Source organism: Alteribacillus sp. JSM 102045 (genome assembly GCF_041949975.1).
GTDB lineage: Bacteria > Bacillota > Bacilli > Bacillales > Marinococcaceae > Alteribacillus.
In genome coordinates this window covers 22,319-37,394 of the sequence record NZ_JBHFQG010000019.1, presented here as the reverse complement: position 1 = coordinate 37,394, position 15,076 = coordinate 22,319, and the positions used below count along the sequence as shown (strand labels likewise).

At 36.1% G+C, this 15,076-nt stretch carries 19 protein-coding genes and 1 tRNA gene; 5 read left to right on the top strand and 15 right to left on the bottom strand.

All coding sequences use genetic code 11. From position 1 onward, the window contains the following. Positions 1–2: 2 nt before the first annotated feature. The 6 genes from ACE1TI_RS13350 to ACE1TI_RS13325 all read right to left on the bottom strand — a co-directional run bounded on the left by ACE1TI_RS13350 (position 3) and on the right by ACE1TI_RS13325 (position 1,467). Positions 3–173: a hypothetical protein gene (locus ACE1TI_RS13350; protein WP_375008080.1), complete on the bottom strand. Its 171-nt coding sequence runs from the start codon at positions 171–173 to the stop codon at positions 3–5. A gap of 4 nt (positions 174–177) precedes the next feature. Beyond that, on the bottom strand, positions 178–387 hold the full coding sequence (locus ACE1TI_RS13345) for a hypothetical protein (protein WP_375008079.1): 210 nt from the start codon (positions 385–387) through the stop codon (positions 178–180). A 101-nt stretch (positions 388–488) separates the two neighbouring features. Next, entirely contained in the window at positions 489–653 is a 165-nt protein-coding gene (locus ACE1TI_RS13340; RefSeq protein WP_375008078.1) for a hypothetical protein, read from the bottom strand. 4 nt (positions 654–657) lie between these two features. Continuing rightward, positions 658–933, bottom strand: coding sequence for a helix-turn-helix domain-containing protein (locus tag ACE1TI_RS13335; RefSeq protein WP_375008077.1), 276 nt, complete (start codon positions 931–933; stop codon positions 658–660). An 83-nt stretch (positions 934–1,016) separates the two neighbouring features. Next, a complete protein-coding gene (locus tag ACE1TI_RS13330) occupies positions 1,017–1,208 on the bottom strand; it encodes a hypothetical protein (protein ID WP_375008076.1) in 192 nt (63 codons plus the stop codon). A gap of 1 nt (position 1,209) precedes the next feature. Beyond that, complete coding sequence (locus ACE1TI_RS13325; protein ID WP_375008075.1) at positions 1,210–1,467, bottom strand: helix-turn-helix transcriptional regulator; 258 nt, start codon at positions 1,465–1,467, stop codon at positions 1,210–1,212. 200 nt (positions 1,468–1,667) lie between these two features. Here ACE1TI_RS13325 and ACE1TI_RS13320 point away from each other — a divergent pair, with 200 nt between their 5' ends. The 3 genes from ACE1TI_RS13320 to ACE1TI_RS13310 all read left to right on the top strand — a co-directional run bounded on the left by ACE1TI_RS13320 (position 1,668) and on the right by ACE1TI_RS13310 (position 4,498). Further along, positions 1,668–2,024, top strand: coding sequence for a helix-turn-helix domain-containing protein (locus ACE1TI_RS13320; protein ID WP_375008074.1), 357 nt, complete (start codon positions 1,668–1,670; stop codon positions 2,022–2,024). A 344-nt stretch (positions 2,025–2,368) separates the two neighbouring features. Then, positions 2,369–2,842 carry an ImmA/IrrE family metallo-endopeptidase gene (locus ACE1TI_RS13315; protein WP_375008073.1) on the top strand — a complete coding sequence of 158 codons (474 nt, stop codon included), beginning with the start codon at positions 2,369–2,371 and terminating at the stop codon, positions 2,840–2,842. A 93-nt stretch (positions 2,843–2,935) separates the two neighbouring features. Further along, positions 2,936–4,498, top strand: a complete 1,563-nt coding sequence (locus ACE1TI_RS13310; RefSeq protein ID WP_375008072.1) for a recombinase family protein — start codon at positions 2,936–2,938, stop codon at positions 4,496–4,498. A 105-nt stretch (positions 4,499–4,603) separates the two neighbouring features. On the opposite strand, the gene ACE1TI_RS13305 is transcribed toward ACE1TI_RS13310, so the two are convergent. The 5 genes from ACE1TI_RS13305 to comGA form a co-directional block, all read right to left on the bottom strand. Further along, positions 4,604–5,053: a hypothetical protein gene (locus tag ACE1TI_RS13305; RefSeq protein WP_375008071.1), complete on the bottom strand. Its 450-nt coding sequence runs from the start codon at positions 5,051–5,053 to the stop codon at positions 4,604–4,606. A gap of 163 nt (positions 5,054–5,216) precedes the next feature. Then, positions 5,217–6,221, bottom strand: coding sequence for a DUF3231 family protein (locus ACE1TI_RS13300; RefSeq protein WP_375008070.1), 1,005 nt, complete (start codon positions 6,219–6,221; stop codon positions 5,217–5,219). Positions 6,222–6,470: 249 nt separating this feature from the next. Further along, positions 6,471–6,614 (bottom strand): hypothetical protein, encoded by a 144-nt coding sequence (locus tag ACE1TI_RS13295; protein ID WP_375008069.1) that lies wholly within the window; start codon positions 6,612–6,614, stop codon positions 6,471–6,473. 29 nt (positions 6,615–6,643) lie between these two features. Then, positions 6,644–7,672 carry a competence type IV pilus assembly protein ComGB gene (gene comGB / locus ACE1TI_RS13290; protein ID WP_375008068.1) on the bottom strand — a complete coding sequence of 343 codons (1,029 nt, stop codon included), beginning with the start codon at positions 7,670–7,672 and terminating at the stop codon, positions 6,644–6,646. Beyond that, positions 7,653–8,717, bottom strand: coding sequence for a competence type IV pilus ATPase ComGA (gene comGA, locus ACE1TI_RS13285; protein WP_375008122.1), 1,065 nt, complete (start codon positions 8,715–8,717; stop codon positions 7,653–7,655). Before comGA ends, comGB begins: the two co-directional genes overlap by 20 nt. A 135-nt stretch (positions 8,718–8,852) precedes the next feature. Here comGA and ACE1TI_RS13280 point away from each other — a divergent pair. After that, positions 8,853–8,927, top strand: a tRNA-Gln gene (locus tag ACE1TI_RS13280). A gap of 89 nt (positions 8,928–9,016) precedes the next feature. On the opposite strand, the gene ACE1TI_RS13275 is transcribed toward ACE1TI_RS13280, so the two are convergent. The 3 genes from ACE1TI_RS13275 to ACE1TI_RS13265 are packed head-to-tail and all read right to left on the bottom strand — an operon-like array spanning position 9,017 to position 12,159. Further along, a complete protein-coding gene (locus ACE1TI_RS13275; RefSeq protein WP_375008067.1) occupies positions 9,017–10,072 on the bottom strand; it encodes an MTH1187 family thiamine-binding protein in 1,056 nt (351 codons plus the stop codon). Next, positions 10,072–10,695: a hypothetical protein gene (locus ACE1TI_RS13270; protein WP_375008066.1), complete on the bottom strand. Its 624-nt coding sequence runs from the start codon at positions 10,693–10,695 to the stop codon at positions 10,072–10,074. Before ACE1TI_RS13270 ends, ACE1TI_RS13275 begins: the two co-directional genes overlap by 1 nt. Before the next feature lie 30 nt (positions 10,696–10,725). After that, the gene (locus ACE1TI_RS13265) at positions 10,726–12,159 is read right to left on the bottom strand and encodes a sigma-54 interaction domain-containing protein (protein WP_375008065.1); all 1,434 of its coding nucleotides are present in this window, start codon (positions 12,157–12,159) and stop codon (positions 10,726–10,728) included. 213 nt (positions 12,160–12,372) lie between these two features. Between ACE1TI_RS13265 and ACE1TI_RS13260 the strand changes: the two genes are divergently transcribed. Continuing rightward, entirely contained in the window at positions 12,373–13,566 is a 1,194-nt protein-coding gene (locus ACE1TI_RS13260) for an ornithine--oxo-acid transaminase (RefSeq protein WP_375008064.1), read from the top strand. A 90-nt stretch (positions 13,567–13,656) separates the two neighbouring features. Here the strand turns inward: ACE1TI_RS13260 and aspA are convergent, their stop codons facing one another. Further along, complete coding sequence (gene aspA / locus ACE1TI_RS13255; protein WP_375008063.1) at positions 13,657–15,069, bottom strand: aspartate ammonia-lyase; 1,413 nt, start codon at positions 15,067–15,069, stop codon at positions 13,657–13,659. Positions 15,070–15,076: the final 7 nt, after the last annotated feature.

The window sequence follows — 15,076 nt, the reverse complement described above, 5'->3', positions numbered from 1 at the left end:
AATCAGATTACCTTCTGATTGGCTTTTTCACTTCGTTTAACGTTGTAATAAATTCCACGAACAACCTTTTTGTTAAATCCAAGACGATTACAAACCTGCTCTAACCCATCTTCTATTCCAAGCACATCTAAATGATTAACAATATAAAAATTGATATCTTTTTCTGTAATCATCAAATCATCCCACTTTCACCGCGTTACTGCGGATGTATTCAGCTATGCATTCAAAATCATCGTGTAGTAGAATCTCATCCATATACTCTAATGCTTCCTGCCAGTCCAGAATGTCTTGACCGCATCCAGAACATTCGCCAACCACAACAGGAACTTTCTCCTGTGGATCTGTAATTCCATAACCGTAAGAAAGGACCATTGCATTTTCTGGCATCAGTTATCCTCCTATCTTCTTGAATTCAAATTTTTCCCACAACAGCTTGCTATACTATCAATGGCAGTGTTATTATGAAAATATACCTATCCAAACCCCAGTTAAGTGCTAGCTGTAACAACAGTTAGTACTTTTCTATTTTCCCTTTCCATCATGAACCCCACGGTTACAACGTCTCTCAAATTAGTGGAATACTCCACGTCTTTCAATTTAGTGTGTAAATCTGCATCTCCCACATAATCAAGTAACTCAATACTTATTCTCACTTTTCTAACCTCCTATTAAGATCATGCTGACCGTGCTTCCAAATGTACTCATGATTTGTTGAATCATTGTGATTCCATCGAAACCGAGCAAGAATGCTGCCATAACCTCTGGTGACTGTGTATTCTCTGTCCACGCTTTAAATAATGACATTGTCGGTTCTTGCTTATCTGCTTCATATCGAGATATGTCTGACTGCCCCATGTGCAGCTCTTCTGCTAGTTCTTCTTGTGTAAGTCCTGCACGCTTTCGACAAGCTCGTAAGATTGCACCGTATTCCACGTGATCACCCCCTTTCAAATATGCATGTGATGCATATGCAGTTCAAACATGGAAGAATTATACAGAAACGTATTAAAATAAAATTAGATCGCTTGTTTCTCCCTTAAATGACTTTTTAGTACTTCATACATTTTTGTAACCGGCACTTGCTCTTCAACCCATTGACGGAGCAGCTGAATGGCTAGTTGTTCATCGTTGTAGGAAATTTCTACGAGCATTTTTCTAATTTGAGCTCTTTTTTGGACAATTGTTTTATCGATCGGATGTTTTTTCACTTTATCGCCTCCTTAGCTGATGTGTTTTTTGTGCTTCTAAGTATCGACTCATATTACACGGTACGTGTACATTTTCTTCAAAAAAAATTGTCCATTTCAAGTTGAGTACTTTTGCTATTCTTTTAGCATTTTCCACAGTTACTCCTCTTTCACCAGTTTCAATCATGGAGTACGTGGTTCGGGCAATTCCAGCTTTATTAGCTAGTTGCTCTTGAGTTAAATCTTTGCTTTTTCTTATTTCGAGAAGCCAATCTCTCATTTAGAATCACCTCCTAACTACACGTTATGTGTCGTTTGTTACACTTATACTATGACACATTAAGTGTAATGTCAATAGAATTTAAGTATAAAATTACACAATTTGAGTCATAACTTTAATGTCACGTTTTGTGACGGTATAATTAACGTATGTAGACGCTCTACTTACGAAAAAGTTCACGAAAAAACGAGGTATATGTTATGCTCAGTAAACGTCTTTCTCACTTAAGGAAAAAAACAAAACTTAATCAAAAGGAAATGGCTAACAAACTTGGTGTAGCTCGAACTACATATGCTATGTATGAACAAGGCCATCGTAACCCGGATTACGAAACTCTACAAAAAATCGCTGACTACTTCGAGGTAACCACTGACTATCTTTTAGGTCGTACAGACGATCCGGGAAACAAAAAAGATGAGCCCGAAAGTATCTTTTTCCGTGACGGTGGACGACATTTAACTGACGACGAATTGGAACATCTTGAGGAAGAACTTGAGATATATAGGAAAAGAAAGAAAAGATGGATGGAACAGCAAAAACAAGACAACGATAAATAATTAAATTATCCTTCCTTGTAGACACGCTCAATGTGATAGCGTGTCTTTTATTTTTCAGCCTAGTATTTTGTTCACTTAGAATTCAGATAAAAAAGTGCTAGTCTCTAGCTATAATTTTCTAATTTTGCTATTATTTAACCGATACTATAAAACTACTTAAAATTAATTGTGAGAGGGGGAGATAAGAAAATTGTCCATGCATTATTAAAATTCCCTATTTTAAAGAAATTACAGTAAGACTTAAAAACTTATTTATTCTTTCCTACACTGGATTGAGCCCATTTATAAGGGCTTTTATTTCTATTCTTTCAGGAACATACATTCCCCTTAAGAGGTGATTCCTAATGTTTCATTCTAATTTAGAAGCCTGGATTGTAAATGAGTATGACATTAGGGGCATTCATACCATAGATGACCTTAGCATCGAGAACCTTTGCCTCCAATTTAATATTGATCTTGAATTTACTGATTCAGAGTCGAAATGTATCTGGGATGATGGCTATCAATTAATTTTATTAAAACAAGACCAACCGTTAGAAAACCAACGCTGGGATTTCTTTCATGAATTAGGTCATATCATGCGGCATGTTGGTAATCAAAGGGCCATGCCATTATTAATGATTGAATACGTAGAAGCCCAAGCACGTCAATTTAGTATGTATGCTTCCATGCCTTTCCCAATTATTAAACCGTATTTAACCAGTTCATATAATTCACAAGAAATTGCAGAGTTATTTACTTTGCCGGTTTCTATAGTTGAAGATCGATTGGCAATGATACTTAGACAATTAAACTCTGGTAGAGGAAAGCCTTCATAAAATGGCTTTCCTTCGCAGGTTGACATGCACGGTGATGACTTACAAAATTTAATGTCACAACCTTTTCAAAAACATATAAAGTTGGGGGATTGTATGCGTTGCGCAATCTATATTCGAGTAAGTACAAAATTACAATCAGAAGCTGATAAGTTCTCCCTTTCGGCTCAAAAAACGGAACTTGCTACATATGCTGAACAACAAAACTGGAAGGTCATTGGAGAATTTAAAGATGTTGAATCCGGAGGGAAATTAAACAAAAAAGGATTAAACTCCATGTTAGACCTCTTAGAAGACGGTCGTATAGACGTTGTACTTTGTATTGACCAGGATCGTCTTTCCCGTCTTGATACAGTAGCATGGGAATATTTAAAATCAACTCTTCGTGACAATAACGTAAAAATCGCTGAGCCTGGAAGTGTAACTGATTTAGCTGACGAAGACCAAGAGTTTATATCAGATATTAAAAACCTTATTGCTCGAAGAGAAAAGAAGTCGATTGTAAAACGAATGATGCGTGGAAAACGTCAACGTATGAGAGAAGGAAAACCTTGGGGAAGAGCACCTATTGGTTACATATATGATAAAGCAAATGAACGCTTTGTCATCGATGATAAATGGGCCTGGGTAATCCCCACAATAGATAAACTCTACCTTGAAGACCAACTAGGTATGAATGCCATTTCAAATCATTTAAATGAAATATCACGCACCCCTGCAGGAAAGCTATGGAACGAAACATTAATTCACCGCAGGCTTGTTTCCAAAGCTTTTCACGGTGTAATGGAAAAGACGTTTTCTAACGGTGAAGTAATCACCATTGAAAACATTTATCCCCCTCTTCGGACTAAAGAAACATATGACCGAATTCAGAGAGAAAGAGAAAAGCGAGGAAAAATATTCAAAGTTACAAGTCGCCGAAAGGATAACCTTCATATATTACGACGTACTCTTATCACGTGTGGTTATTGCGGGAGAAAATTAAATGTGCAGCAAAATGGAAATGTACAAAATCCTAGATATTATATTAAACACGGTAGAACGATGAGGATAAATGATGAGTCAGTTTGTGATATATCCATTAACACGGTACGAGTTGATCAAAATATAATTAGAGCTATAAAAGATATCCTTTCTGATGAAGAGTTAGCAATGAATTATGTGGACCTTCAAGTTGATAATGAGGAAGTCAATGAGCTACAGGCTTCCTTAAATAACATTACAGATACTTTAAGCAAGAATCAGGAGAAGTTGGATAAACTTCTTGATTTATACCTGGATGGAACTTTTTCAAAAGAGCAGCTATCTAAAAGACAAGCTGTTCTCGAAAGTGAAGTGCAGCAGCTTCAAGGCTTAAAAGAAGGTATTGAAAGTAAATTAGATATGTACCGAAAACAAGAATGGAATTATGAAATGCTTTATGAATACTTAGAAATCGCCGAGAGTATTGAAAAGGAATTAACACCATTAGAACAGGCAAACTTACTCGGTGAATTATTTCCATACGCCAAAGCATATGAAGAGAAACTTGTGCTTATAGGTTCATTAGAAGGTGGAGCACCCGTTGAATTAGAAATCCCTATCGATCCTGATCCAAACACTTGGCACTTCACAAAAAAGAGAAGCTACAAAGAACAATACCGGGGTAAAATTAGGTGATCTATAATATTTATATAAAAAAACACAGTGTTCTGCAATCGGGACCATATTGTTGAAGAACAAGAGAATTCAAAATAAGTCTTCTTTGTTAGATTAACTGGAGCATTAATTATTTAATTTTTTTATTAACAGACCGATTACTACTCCCGGTATCACGGATAACATGGGTAACCATACAGGGCCCAATAATATCCCCATCATCTTGAATGTTGGCGAAAAAATTAGACCAACTGTTACAGAATAGGAGGCAAATGCAAATGGTAAAAATGCAAATGGCGATTTACCTCCGCCAACATCTTTGTATGCGTCCCATACTGCAAAAAAGTACAAACAAGGGTAAAACATTAACCATTGATAATTCGCTTGTTGAATTGCTTTTTCTATCTCCCCATGAATACTTAAAAGGATCACTTTGTTAAAGTTGGATTGGACATTAATCAAAAATTCCAATGTTATAAAAAGAAATCCTTTGAAAAACTTTCTATTTAAAATTTGGCCAAAACCTGGAAATGCAACACTCCAAAGTAATATTTCATACTTGTTATTTCGATTCATGTTATCCATCCATGTGATTGTAGACGTTATTAAATTATTTTCAAGCTTTCTTTCCTTTTTAGGTTACTCACAATTTAGTGTTGCTTAACTTTAATTTTTTTCCTTAGTATAAAAAAGGTAGAGTTACATTGACACTCCGCTCCATCTTGTAGGAAGAAAATTGTTATTTACCTTTTGCAATCTTTTTACGATTTGGGGCAAGTGGTGGCTGCTCAAACCACTTATATTTTGTCATCAAGTCAAACCAATCTTTTGTAACCAATAAGTTTTTTAATATGATTTTTTCATAATTCATTGCAAGATCGGTTCGCATAGCGACCGCAAGTCCTGTACCATGATAAGCTTGTGCGGTTTGTAATAAAAAACCAATATGATATAGCATTAGCTTGTCTGAAAAGGGAGCGTCTTGAGAAGTTGTTATTTCTGATTCCCAAGACATGGGTACAGGTAGATCATCGTCATGTAGTATTTTACTCAATGACTGAATTTGTTGGTCAGAAGTTTTTTGTGTATTCATTAAAAATTTTCTAACCTCATTTGACTGCGTCACCTGACTAAATGCAATAGAAAGAGTTTTTTCCATTATTTTTTTTTTGACGTTTAATGAAAGAGTAACCATTTCTGTTGCAGCTAAAGGGCGTTTGTCACTAAAAAAGCCGTCTAAAAATTGTTGGCCTGAAATAAATTCGGGACTTGTTTCAGGATAAAAATACGGATCTCTTTGAAAGTGTCCTTTTTCTAATAATAATTCAATAGTTTGGTGATACATCCTCTTTCCGTCATTATCACAAGAATCATAAAAACTCCGTAAATCTTCTCTTACAGAAGAACTAAGTGCCCCTATATGTCCTAATAAACCATGTAGTGTCATAATGTGTAAATAGTGTAAACAGAATATGTCCGAAAATAATCTTTTTGTTCCTTTATTAAGATCTGATTCATTAAACCCAATTGGAATTGGAAATCCTTCGTTTTCAAGGAATGTTGTTATCTGTTTCTTTTGTTTTTCAAAAGTCTGTAAAGCATCTTCAAAAACAGCTCTTATCTTTTCATCCTCTATAATGGATAGCATATATTTATTTACTATTTCAATCGCCGTTCCATTTATATATTCTGCCCACAATGTTCCAATTTCCGACGATGTGAGTTTTAAATGCTGTTTGTCCATAAAATCACCTCTATACTAAAGGGTTTCCAGAATATTATTTTTTATATATCCAAGATTTTTGCAATAAAACTCTTCGGTAATCGAGCTCGATTGTGAAAGAGCATGGACAACTTAAGAATCCCATATACAAGATATCGTTCCAGATTTAGTGTTTATGGGATCATCTATATGTTTTTGCCCACCTTTATCTCTATCATTGTGAAACCTTTTTCGTTCCAAACTTTGGTTTTCATTACAACCCTTCCATTCTTATTTATTTTTACGTCCAACTAATTTAAGCAAGCTGATTATATCTTTCTCTTTTGTCTCTTCTAGCACCATAATTCTTGTTTCGATGTTCTGTACTTTTTCCAGTAAGTCTTGCTGCCATTTGATTTTTTCGGTGTAATTCATTTTTTTAAGCTCCTTATAATTTTGATCTTTTAAATAGAAGTCATTAACTGAAACATTGGTAAAAACACAGATAAAAACATCCCTAAAATAATGATACCAATAAAACAGAACATAACAGGCTGTACAGCCATTACTATTTTTTTCACTTTACTCTCTAGCAATTGAAATACCTTCTCACTGTAGAAATAAAGATCTTCACCAAGTTTTCCTGAAGCCTGTCCATGCTGAACCACATACTTCATTTCCTTTTGATACCAACCAGCTGCCTCTAAGGCTGAATGAAGCTGCTCTCCCTCTTTAAGCTGCTGTTTTAATAGGGTGCCTTCGGCTTGAAAAAACAAAAAATGGTGTTGTTTTTCAAAGACCATACAGGCTTCATATATAGAAAGGCCACCTTTTAACATACTGCTAAACTGTAAGGAGAAATAGTAGGTAAGAAATAAACGAACAAACGTATCTAAAAAAGGAACACGAAGAAGCAGTTCTACTTGCTTTTGAGGAGAAAAATGACGGAAAACCTTTAAGTAATATAGAAAGAACAAAAAAATAATCGAAAAAATGAAAAGAAGCAAGTATGGGGAGTATTGAAACACTTGAATCATAATAAGCGTTAATAAAGGAAAATCGATATTTAGAGAGGCAAATAATTGACTGAATTGCGGAAATAAAAAATGCAGCATGACAATAGATATTAAAATAAGCATCCAAAGTAAAAGGAGAGGGTACCTCATAAAACGACGAATATTCGTGAGTGTATTTAATCTTTTTTGATAAAGTTCACCAGCTCCGAAAAGACCTTGCTGCAGGGAGCCGCACTGTTCAGAAAAAAACACATAAGCGGTGATATCAGAAGGGAAGTTTTTTTGGGCAAGCACTTCATGAAAGGGGACACCTCTTCTTAACTGTTCCCTCATATCATATATTATCATTTTCACTTGTTCAGGCTGCTCCCAGGTCAGTAAATGCAAAACTTGGTCAAGAGGGTACCCTTGATCCAAAAGTTCTCCAGCTTTTAATAAAAATTCTGCGCCTGCGTTTTTACTCCATTTCTTTCGCATACATCGTAAAATTTCTCCTTGTCTTCATATTTTTAGAGAAAAGCCCAAGTGCTATTCCCTTATTGATTTGGTCTTGGTGGGAAATGGTTAGTAATGATGTGCTTTTTTCATTTAATGTTCTTAAAAGATCATTCTCAGCTAAAATATCAAAGAGTGCTACACGAGAGGAGCTTCCATGTGTATGGCAATACGGTGAGCATTGCTGACTTTTGCATAAAGAACAATAACGGGGAACTAAAAATTGAGAAGTAATACACAGCAGCGTCTCTTGTAAATCAAGCATAGAAAACCCAAATTCAACCAGTCTTTTTATAGCTCCATGTGGAGAACTTGCATGCATCGTGGTAAATACTAAATGGCCCGTAAGAGCTGCACGAACAGCAAGTGCGGCTGTTTCTGAATCCCTTATCTCTCCAATTAATAGAGCGTCTGGATCATGGCGCATTGATGCCTTTAACAATTCTGTGTAAGTCAGGCCGGCTCTTTCGTTAATTTCTGTTTGAATAAACATTTTATTTCTAATTTCAATTGGATCTTCAATGCTTATAACACGTGCGTATGCTGCTTGTCTTAACGCGTTCATAAAAGCATATAAAGTAGTTGTTTTTCCGCAGCCTGTTGGCCCTGTTAAAATAACCATACCGTTGTGATGAGTAAGTAAGTGTCGAAAAAAATTAGTGACAGCAGGGACAAATGACAAAGAAGATAGAGGAAAAAAATCATTTTGAGGTAGCAGACGAATAGACAAACTTTCACGAAAGTATGCAGGGATGGTAGAAAAGCGAAGATTTACAGGAGGAGAGATGTTTTTCAGCATAAACGATCCATTTTGAGGACGGCGCTGTTCACCAATGTCCATTCCCGCCCTAAACTTAAAATGGGCAATTAAGCGGTCTGCATCTCTTTTCTTTAAGGATTGCATATGATGCAGTTTTCCCTGAACTCGAAAGAAGAGAAAAGTATCGCGTTCGTTAGGATGCAAATGAATATCGGTAGCATCTAAAGCCAAAGCACGTTCAATCAATTTTCTGCTTTCCCATTCCACATTCGACAATAAATCACCTTCCTTTCTTATTTACCTGATAATAATATTTCTAGCTATAATGAAAAAATCCTTCTTAAAATAAAAATTTTTTATATGAATAAAAAAAATAAGTACGTCTATAATAAAAACTGTTGATGGGATGTAGCCAAGTGGTAAGGCAACGGATTTTGATTCCGTGATGCGCAGGTTCGAACCCTGCCATCCCAGCCATTTCTAAAGTAACAGATTTAACAGTTATCTTTATAACTTAAAATATCTGAGATTATAAAAAAGGGAGAGCAAAATGCCTCCCTTTTTATTTAATTCATTTTATTTTCTACTGAATTAACTTTCCCTTTCATGCTTTCATGACCTGTATCCCTTCGGTCATCTAATCGTATATTGGTAGTAACACGTTTTGCACCCCGATTAAAAGGAATTTCATGAAGTTCTTGGACGATTGGGAAGAGATCCTTTAAATCGCCTTCAACAATAGTACTCATTGATGTCAGCTGAAAATCAATTTTCTCTGAATGCATTTCTAGCACCTTTTGAATCTCTGCTACATCTTCACTCATACTTGTTGACTCTGTACCAACCGGAACCACTGTGATATCAATAATAGCCATTTTTTTCTCCTCCTTCTTCTTTTTTGGTTTTTCCTTTAAAAGATAAGGAAATTCTTTTTCAGCTAATGCCCTGTAGGCTTCTACTGCAGTTAACAAATGAATTCTTTCTGGATGAGAACAAGTGATACGGCGTTGAACAGCATATGATACTCCTAGTATTGGCTTTCTAAAAATAGACATTTTTTTTCTTTGAATAATGCGGTGTAAAATGGGAACGAAGACTACTGCACTGTAAGAAACGATGGCTGCAGCTTGTTCTATTGAATACCATAGATAGAAAAAAGGAGTAAAAATTAAAACAGTCAAAAAGTACATAACCACTATATTAGTTGAACAATAACGATTTGTTATATTTGCTTTTTTTATTCGATAAATATTTCTTCTTTTTTTTACTCCTTTAAAACTAAATACCTTATGCTCCGCACCATGAAACATCTTTAATTGTTTTGGAAATATAAAATGGGTTCCTAAAAGGAAATAAATAAAGGTGTAAAAGGGAAGCTCAGGAAAAGCTGTGACTTCATATGAATGAAATACGGGCGGAACAAGTACTGCCGCAGCCCATATAAAAAAAATTGTTTTGTACCATGCCGGCATGGCCTTAAACACATTCAAGGCTATCTTTAACATAGAAGCTGAGTTGAAAGGAAGGACTTCAGAAACTGGTTTGTTGTTCTTAACGCTGGCCCACCCAATATACTTGCTCCCGAAAAATAAAACACCGTTTTGATAAGAGAGACCCTTCATCAGCTGTTAGAACTGCCTTTCTCGTTTTTTAAATCAACAAATCGTTCTGACACCCAGAAAAATGATTCATCATTATCCTTTTTACCCCCAAAATCCCTATCAAAAAACCTCGCATCGTTCGATTGAAGTCCTCCATGTTCTTCCCAAGTATGCAAATGGCTGATCACCGCACGTACAGGAACAGCTTCTCCACTTGTTTCGACACGAAGTGAGCCCTTATCTCCAAGTGTTTCATTTTCTTCTATTGAATTAGGGAATGAAAAAATTATACCGTTATCAGCTGTTATGCCATCTTCTTCTATTTCCTGATCTTTAAGTGTTAAAGTTAATTCATACTCCTCTATTATTTCTGCTGGCATCATCTCGCCATTTTCATCAATAAAAGTTACTCCAATGTAATCTTCTCCCTCCATACCATCATCCGGGGTAACATTCCAATTCCATGAAGCCTCTAAGATAGAAGCTTCACCAGTGGAGGAAAGACTTGTTTCCCAATTAATTTGTTCATCAAGCTCTTCGTTATTTATTACTTCGGCTTGATTTATGTAAAAACTTCCTCCTGCAAAAAGAAAAACCATTAAAATTAATGGCAATATAACGACTAATTTATTTCCATTAAACATGCCTGCCTTCCTCCTTTTTAATATTTACTGTCATTCTTTCCATACGGCATCTTTAGTAATACACAGCTTTTTCATACGATATTGCAAAGACTGACGGCTGGTCCCGATAGCAGCAGCCGTATGTGAAACATTTCCCTTAAAACGAGTCAGTGCATGAATAATATATTCTCTTTCTTTTTCTTTAAGGACACAATCCAACGGTTTTAAGGCTTTTTTATCTAAGGCAGTATTTTCTTCGTTATTTCTTGAAGACACATGAAACCTTAGAGATTGCAATTTCTTCTTTCTTCTCAGAGGGCGGAAATGGGCAGGCAGATGAGCAAAACAAAGTAACGTTTCATCATCTTCCATAAGGTTCATAGCTCCCTCGATAATGTGCTCCAATTCTCTTACGTTGCCTGGCCAATCATAATTAAGAAATATATTCATTACTTCCTTCGAACAAATTTTCACCTGCATTTGAAATAACTTATTAAACTTTTTTAAAAAATAAGCAGTTAATGCATAAATATCTTCTTTCCTCTCCCGTAATGGCGGAATAATTAAGGAAACCACTCCAAGTCTATAATATAAGTCTTTACGAAGTCTCCCAGCAGCAATTTCTTCAACCGGGTCTTCATTAATGGTTGCAATAATACGAACATCGACATTTCTTTCTTTTGAATCCCCGAGTCTTCTGACTTTTTTTTCCTGAAGAACTCTTAATAATTTGGCTTGCAGAGAAGGAGGAAGAGAGTTAATTTCATCCAAAAGCAATGTTCCCCCGCCAGCCTGTTCAAATAAACCTTCTCGCTCTTTTGCTCCAGTAAACGCTCCAGATTTTGTTCCAAATAATATGCTTTCCATTAAATGTTCTGGTATCGCGGCGCAGTTTTGGGAAATAAATGGTCTGCCTGACCTGTTACTGCCTGTGTGCAAACTTTGAGCAAAAAGTTCCTTACCTGTTCCTGTTTCCCCAGCTATTAAAACAGACGACGAAGTTCTGGTTGCTCTTTTTGAATCCTGGATTACTTCTTTTATCGGCAAACTAGTCCCAATTATTTGATCAAATGTAAAAGCAGTAAATTTTTTTCTCTTTTCTTCAATTAATCGTTCAAACCTGGTCATATCTTTAGATAATTCAACAGCAGCAATTACCTTGCCTTCCATCTTTACAGGAAAAGTGTAATTAGAGGTATTTATTTCTTTACCATATGAATTAAAATATGTCTGCTGAACTGATTTTTTCTTTTGCCTCTCTTCTAACGCTTCTATTAATGTACTGTAATCCTTGAATTGGAACTTCTTTTTTATGTCATATCCTAATATTTCAGCTGGCTTCATTTCTTCGATAGCAGCCATCTTTCCATTATATAAAATGGTTTTGCCCTTTTTATCAACAACATGCACCCCTATATCAAGCTGCTGTGATAAAAACTCAATTAAACGGATCAGCTCTTGTTTACTCAATTCCTGAAGAGACATAGAAAACCACCTTCCTTCTTTCAGGTTAAACTTCTGGCTATAGGAATGCAAATATTATTTGCAGCAAAATATCTTTTCGGTTTTTAACGCAAAATTATTTTGCACTTCAAATACTTAGACACGCTATTCTTTACGCTGAACTTTTAAAAACTTGGCAAAGAGTTTGCATATAATAACGAAGAACAGCCGGACATTTTGGTAAGGAGTGGTTTGATGAACAAAACAGAAAAAGTGATTCACTTACATGATCAATATGGCGCTAAAAATTACCTGCCTCTTCCTGTAGTTTTATCTAAAGGTGAAGGTGTGTGGGTAGAAGATATAGAGGGAAAAAAATACCTTGATATGTTAAGCGCCTATTCCGCACTAAATCAGGGGCATCGTCATCCTAAAATTATTTCAGCTTTGAAAGAACAAGCAGACCGTATTACTTTAACATCTCGTGCTTTTCATAATGACAAACTGCCTCCTTTTTATGAAAAACTTGCACATTTAACAAATATGGAAATGATACTGCCTATGAATACGGGGGCTGAAGCCGTAGAAACAGCTATCAAAGCAGCAAGAAGGTGGGCTTATCAGCAAAAAGGCGTGAAGAATAATGAAGCTGAAATCATTGTTTGTAAAAATAACTTTCATGGCCGTACAATAACAGCGGTTTCTTTGTCTTCAAGTGCTGAATACAAAAAAGATTTTGGCCCCTTACTTTCTGGTATAAAAACCATCCCATTTGGAGACAGCGAAGCTCTTCGTAACGCCATTACACCCAATACCGCTGCTTTTTTGACAGAGCCGATTCAAGGAGAAGCAGGTATTATTATCCCCCCTAAAGGGTATTTAAAGGAAGTTGAACAAATATGCAGACAAAATAATATTATTTTTATTGCTGATGAAATACAGTCTGGTCTTGGCCGAACTGGAAAGCTTCTTACTTGTGAATGGGAAAATGTTAAGCCGGATATGGTTCTTCTTGGAAAGGCACTTGGTGGTGGAGTATTTCCTATTTCGGCTGTTTGTTCCAAAAAAGAAATGTTAGCAGTGTTCGAACCAGGATCACATGGGTCGACCTTCGGAGGTAATCCTTTAGCTGCAGCTGTCGCGCTTGCTTCCCTTGAAGTTATTGAAAAAGATAAATTATGGGAGAAGTCATATAAACTAGGTGAATGGTTTATAAAGGAACTTGCGTCCATTAAACACCCGTTGATCAAAGAAATTCGAGGAAAAGGGCTTTTTATTGGTATGGAATTACATATACCAGCACGCCCCTATTGTGAAAAATTAAAAAATAAAGGCCTGTTATGTAAAGAAACACACGAGAATGTTATTCGTCTTGCTCCACCTCTTATTGTAAAAAAAGAAGAACTCGAATGGGCACTTGAAAAAATTAAAAAAGCCTTTAATAACTAATTAAATATAAGGGAAGGAGGGTCTCCAAAGCTTTAAAATCGAAAAGGAGCTGCCTCCGCAAGACAGCCCCATTCCTTTCTCTATTTGGCGTTATAACAAAAATTTTGCTCCTGCTATTCCAGGGTTGGTCATTTCTTTTGCATCTAAAATTTCATCCAGTTCTTCTTCACTTAAAATATCTCTCTCCAAACAAATTTCTCTCACACTTCTTCCTGTATTAATAGCTTCCTTCGCAATTCTTGAAGCTGTTTCGTAACCAACATGAGGATTTATTGCTGTAATAATACCTACGCTGTTTTCAACCATTTCTTTACAGCGTTCTACATTAGCACTGATGCCAACGATGGCATGTTCTCTGAATACCTGCAAGCCATTTTGCAAAACAGATAAAGATTGCAGCAGGTTAAAAACTAATACTGGTTCCATTACATTTAGTTCTAGTTGACCTGCTTCAGAAGCCATGCTGATCGTATGATCATTACCGATTACTTGAAAAGAGATCTGATTTATTACTTCACACATCACCGGGTTGACTTTACCTGGCATTATGGATGAACCTGGCTGCCTTGGCGGCAGATTAATTTCATTTAGGCCAGTTCGCGGGCCGGAACTCATTAAGCGTAAATCATTTGCAATTTTTGACAGGTTTATTGCATGGACTTTTAAAGCTGCTGACAGCTCTGTATAAGCATCTGTATTTTGCGTAGCATCCACTAAATTTTCAGCACTGTACAATGGAAAGCCCGTTATATCAGCCAAATACTGAGCGACCTTCTCAATATATTCAGGCTTAGCATTCAAACCAGTCCCGACTGCTGTCGCTCCCATATTAATTTCATATAAATGGTCGACTGAGCCTTTAATTCTTGCTAAATCTCTGCTTAAAACACGGCGGTAAGCACCAAATTCCTGTCCCAGCCTGATTGGTACAGCGTCTTGGAGGTGAGTACGTCCCATTTTAATGACTTTATCAAACTCTGCTTCTTTTTCTTTTAAAGCAAGAATAATTTGTTCTAAAGACTTCATCAATCCTTTTGCCAATCGAAGGGAAGCAATATGAATTGCAGTAGGAAAAGAGTCATTTGTGGACTGAGCCATATTTACATGTGTGTTTGGACTGATAGTTAAGTAATGCCCCTTTTTTCCTCCTAAAATTTCAATTGCCCGATTTGCAACAACTTCATTGGCATTCATATTAAATGAAGTTCCTGCACCGCCTTGAATAGCATCTACTATAAATTGATCATTAAAGGCTCCTTCTATAACTTCATCTGCTGCCTGTATAATTGCTGCCGCAATGTTTTTATTTAAAACGCCCACCTCTCTATTTGCCATAGCAGCAGCTTTTTTCACGTAACCGAAAGCTTTGATTAATTCGGGATGCGGCGGGTAGCCTGTAATTGGAAAATTTTCTTTCGCTCGTATAGTTTGTATACCGTAATACGCATCAACTGGTACTTTTTTTTCTCCCAAGAAATCTCTTTCGGTCCGAAATTCACTCATGTCATCT

What these genes read in the sequence shown, in the direction of transcription:
- ACE1TI_RS13295 (WP_375008069.1), bottom strand. Translation starts at nt 6,614, where the DNA reads ATGAATTACACCGAAAAAATCAAATGGCAGCAAGACTTACTGGAAAAA.
- ACE1TI_RS13310 (WP_375008072.1), top strand. Translation starts at nt 2,936, where the DNA reads ATGCGTTGCGCAATCTATATTCGAGTAAGTACAAAATTACAATCAGAA.
- ACE1TI_RS13315 (WP_375008073.1), top strand. Translation starts at nt 2,369, where the DNA reads ATGTTTCATTCTAATTTAGAAGCCTGGATTGTAAATGAGTATGACATT.
- ACE1TI_RS13275 (WP_375008067.1), bottom strand. Translation starts at nt 10,072, where the DNA reads ATGAAGGGTCTCTCTTATCAAAACGGTGTTTTATTTTTCGGGAGCAAG.
- ACE1TI_RS13305 (WP_375008071.1), bottom strand. Translation starts at nt 5,053, where the DNA reads ATGAATCGAAATAACAAGTATGAAATATTACTTTGGAGTGTTGCATTT.
- ACE1TI_RS13265 (WP_375008065.1), bottom strand. Translation starts at nt 12,159, where the DNA reads ATGTCTCTTCAGGAATTGAGTAAACAAGAGCTGATCCGTTTAATTGAG.
- ACE1TI_RS13300 (WP_375008070.1), bottom strand. Translation starts at nt 6,221, where the DNA reads ATGGACAAACAGCATTTAAAACTCACATCGTCGGAAATTGGAACATTG.
- ACE1TI_RS13350 (WP_375008080.1), bottom strand. Translation starts at nt 173, where the DNA reads ATGATTACAGAAAAAGATATCAATTTTTATATTGTTAATCATTTAGAT.
- ACE1TI_RS13270 (WP_375008066.1), bottom strand. Translation starts at nt 10,695, where the DNA reads ATGTTTAATGGAAATAAATTAGTCGTTATATTGCCATTAATTTTAATG.
- ACE1TI_RS13325 (WP_375008075.1), bottom strand. Translation starts at nt 1,467, where the DNA reads ATGAGAGATTGGCTTCTCGAAATAAGAAAAAGCAAAGATTTAACTCAA.
- comGB (WP_375008068.1), bottom strand. Translation starts at nt 7,672, where the DNA reads ATGCGAAAGAAATGGAGTAAAAACGCAGGCGCAGAATTTTTATTAAAA.
- ACE1TI_RS13260 (WP_375008064.1), top strand. Translation starts at nt 12,373, where the DNA reads ATGAACAAAACAGAAAAAGTGATTCACTTACATGATCAATATGGCGCT.
- ACE1TI_RS13320 (WP_375008074.1), top strand. Translation starts at nt 1,668, where the DNA reads ATGCTCAGTAAACGTCTTTCTCACTTAAGGAAAAAAACAAAACTTAAT.
- ACE1TI_RS13345 (WP_375008079.1), bottom strand. Translation starts at nt 387, where the DNA reads ATGCCAGAAAATGCAATGGTCCTTTCTTACGGTTATGGAATTACAGAT.
- aspA (WP_375008063.1), bottom strand. Translation starts at nt 15,069, where the DNA reads ATGAGTGAATTTCGGACCGAAAGAGATTTCTTGGGAGAAAAAAAAGTA.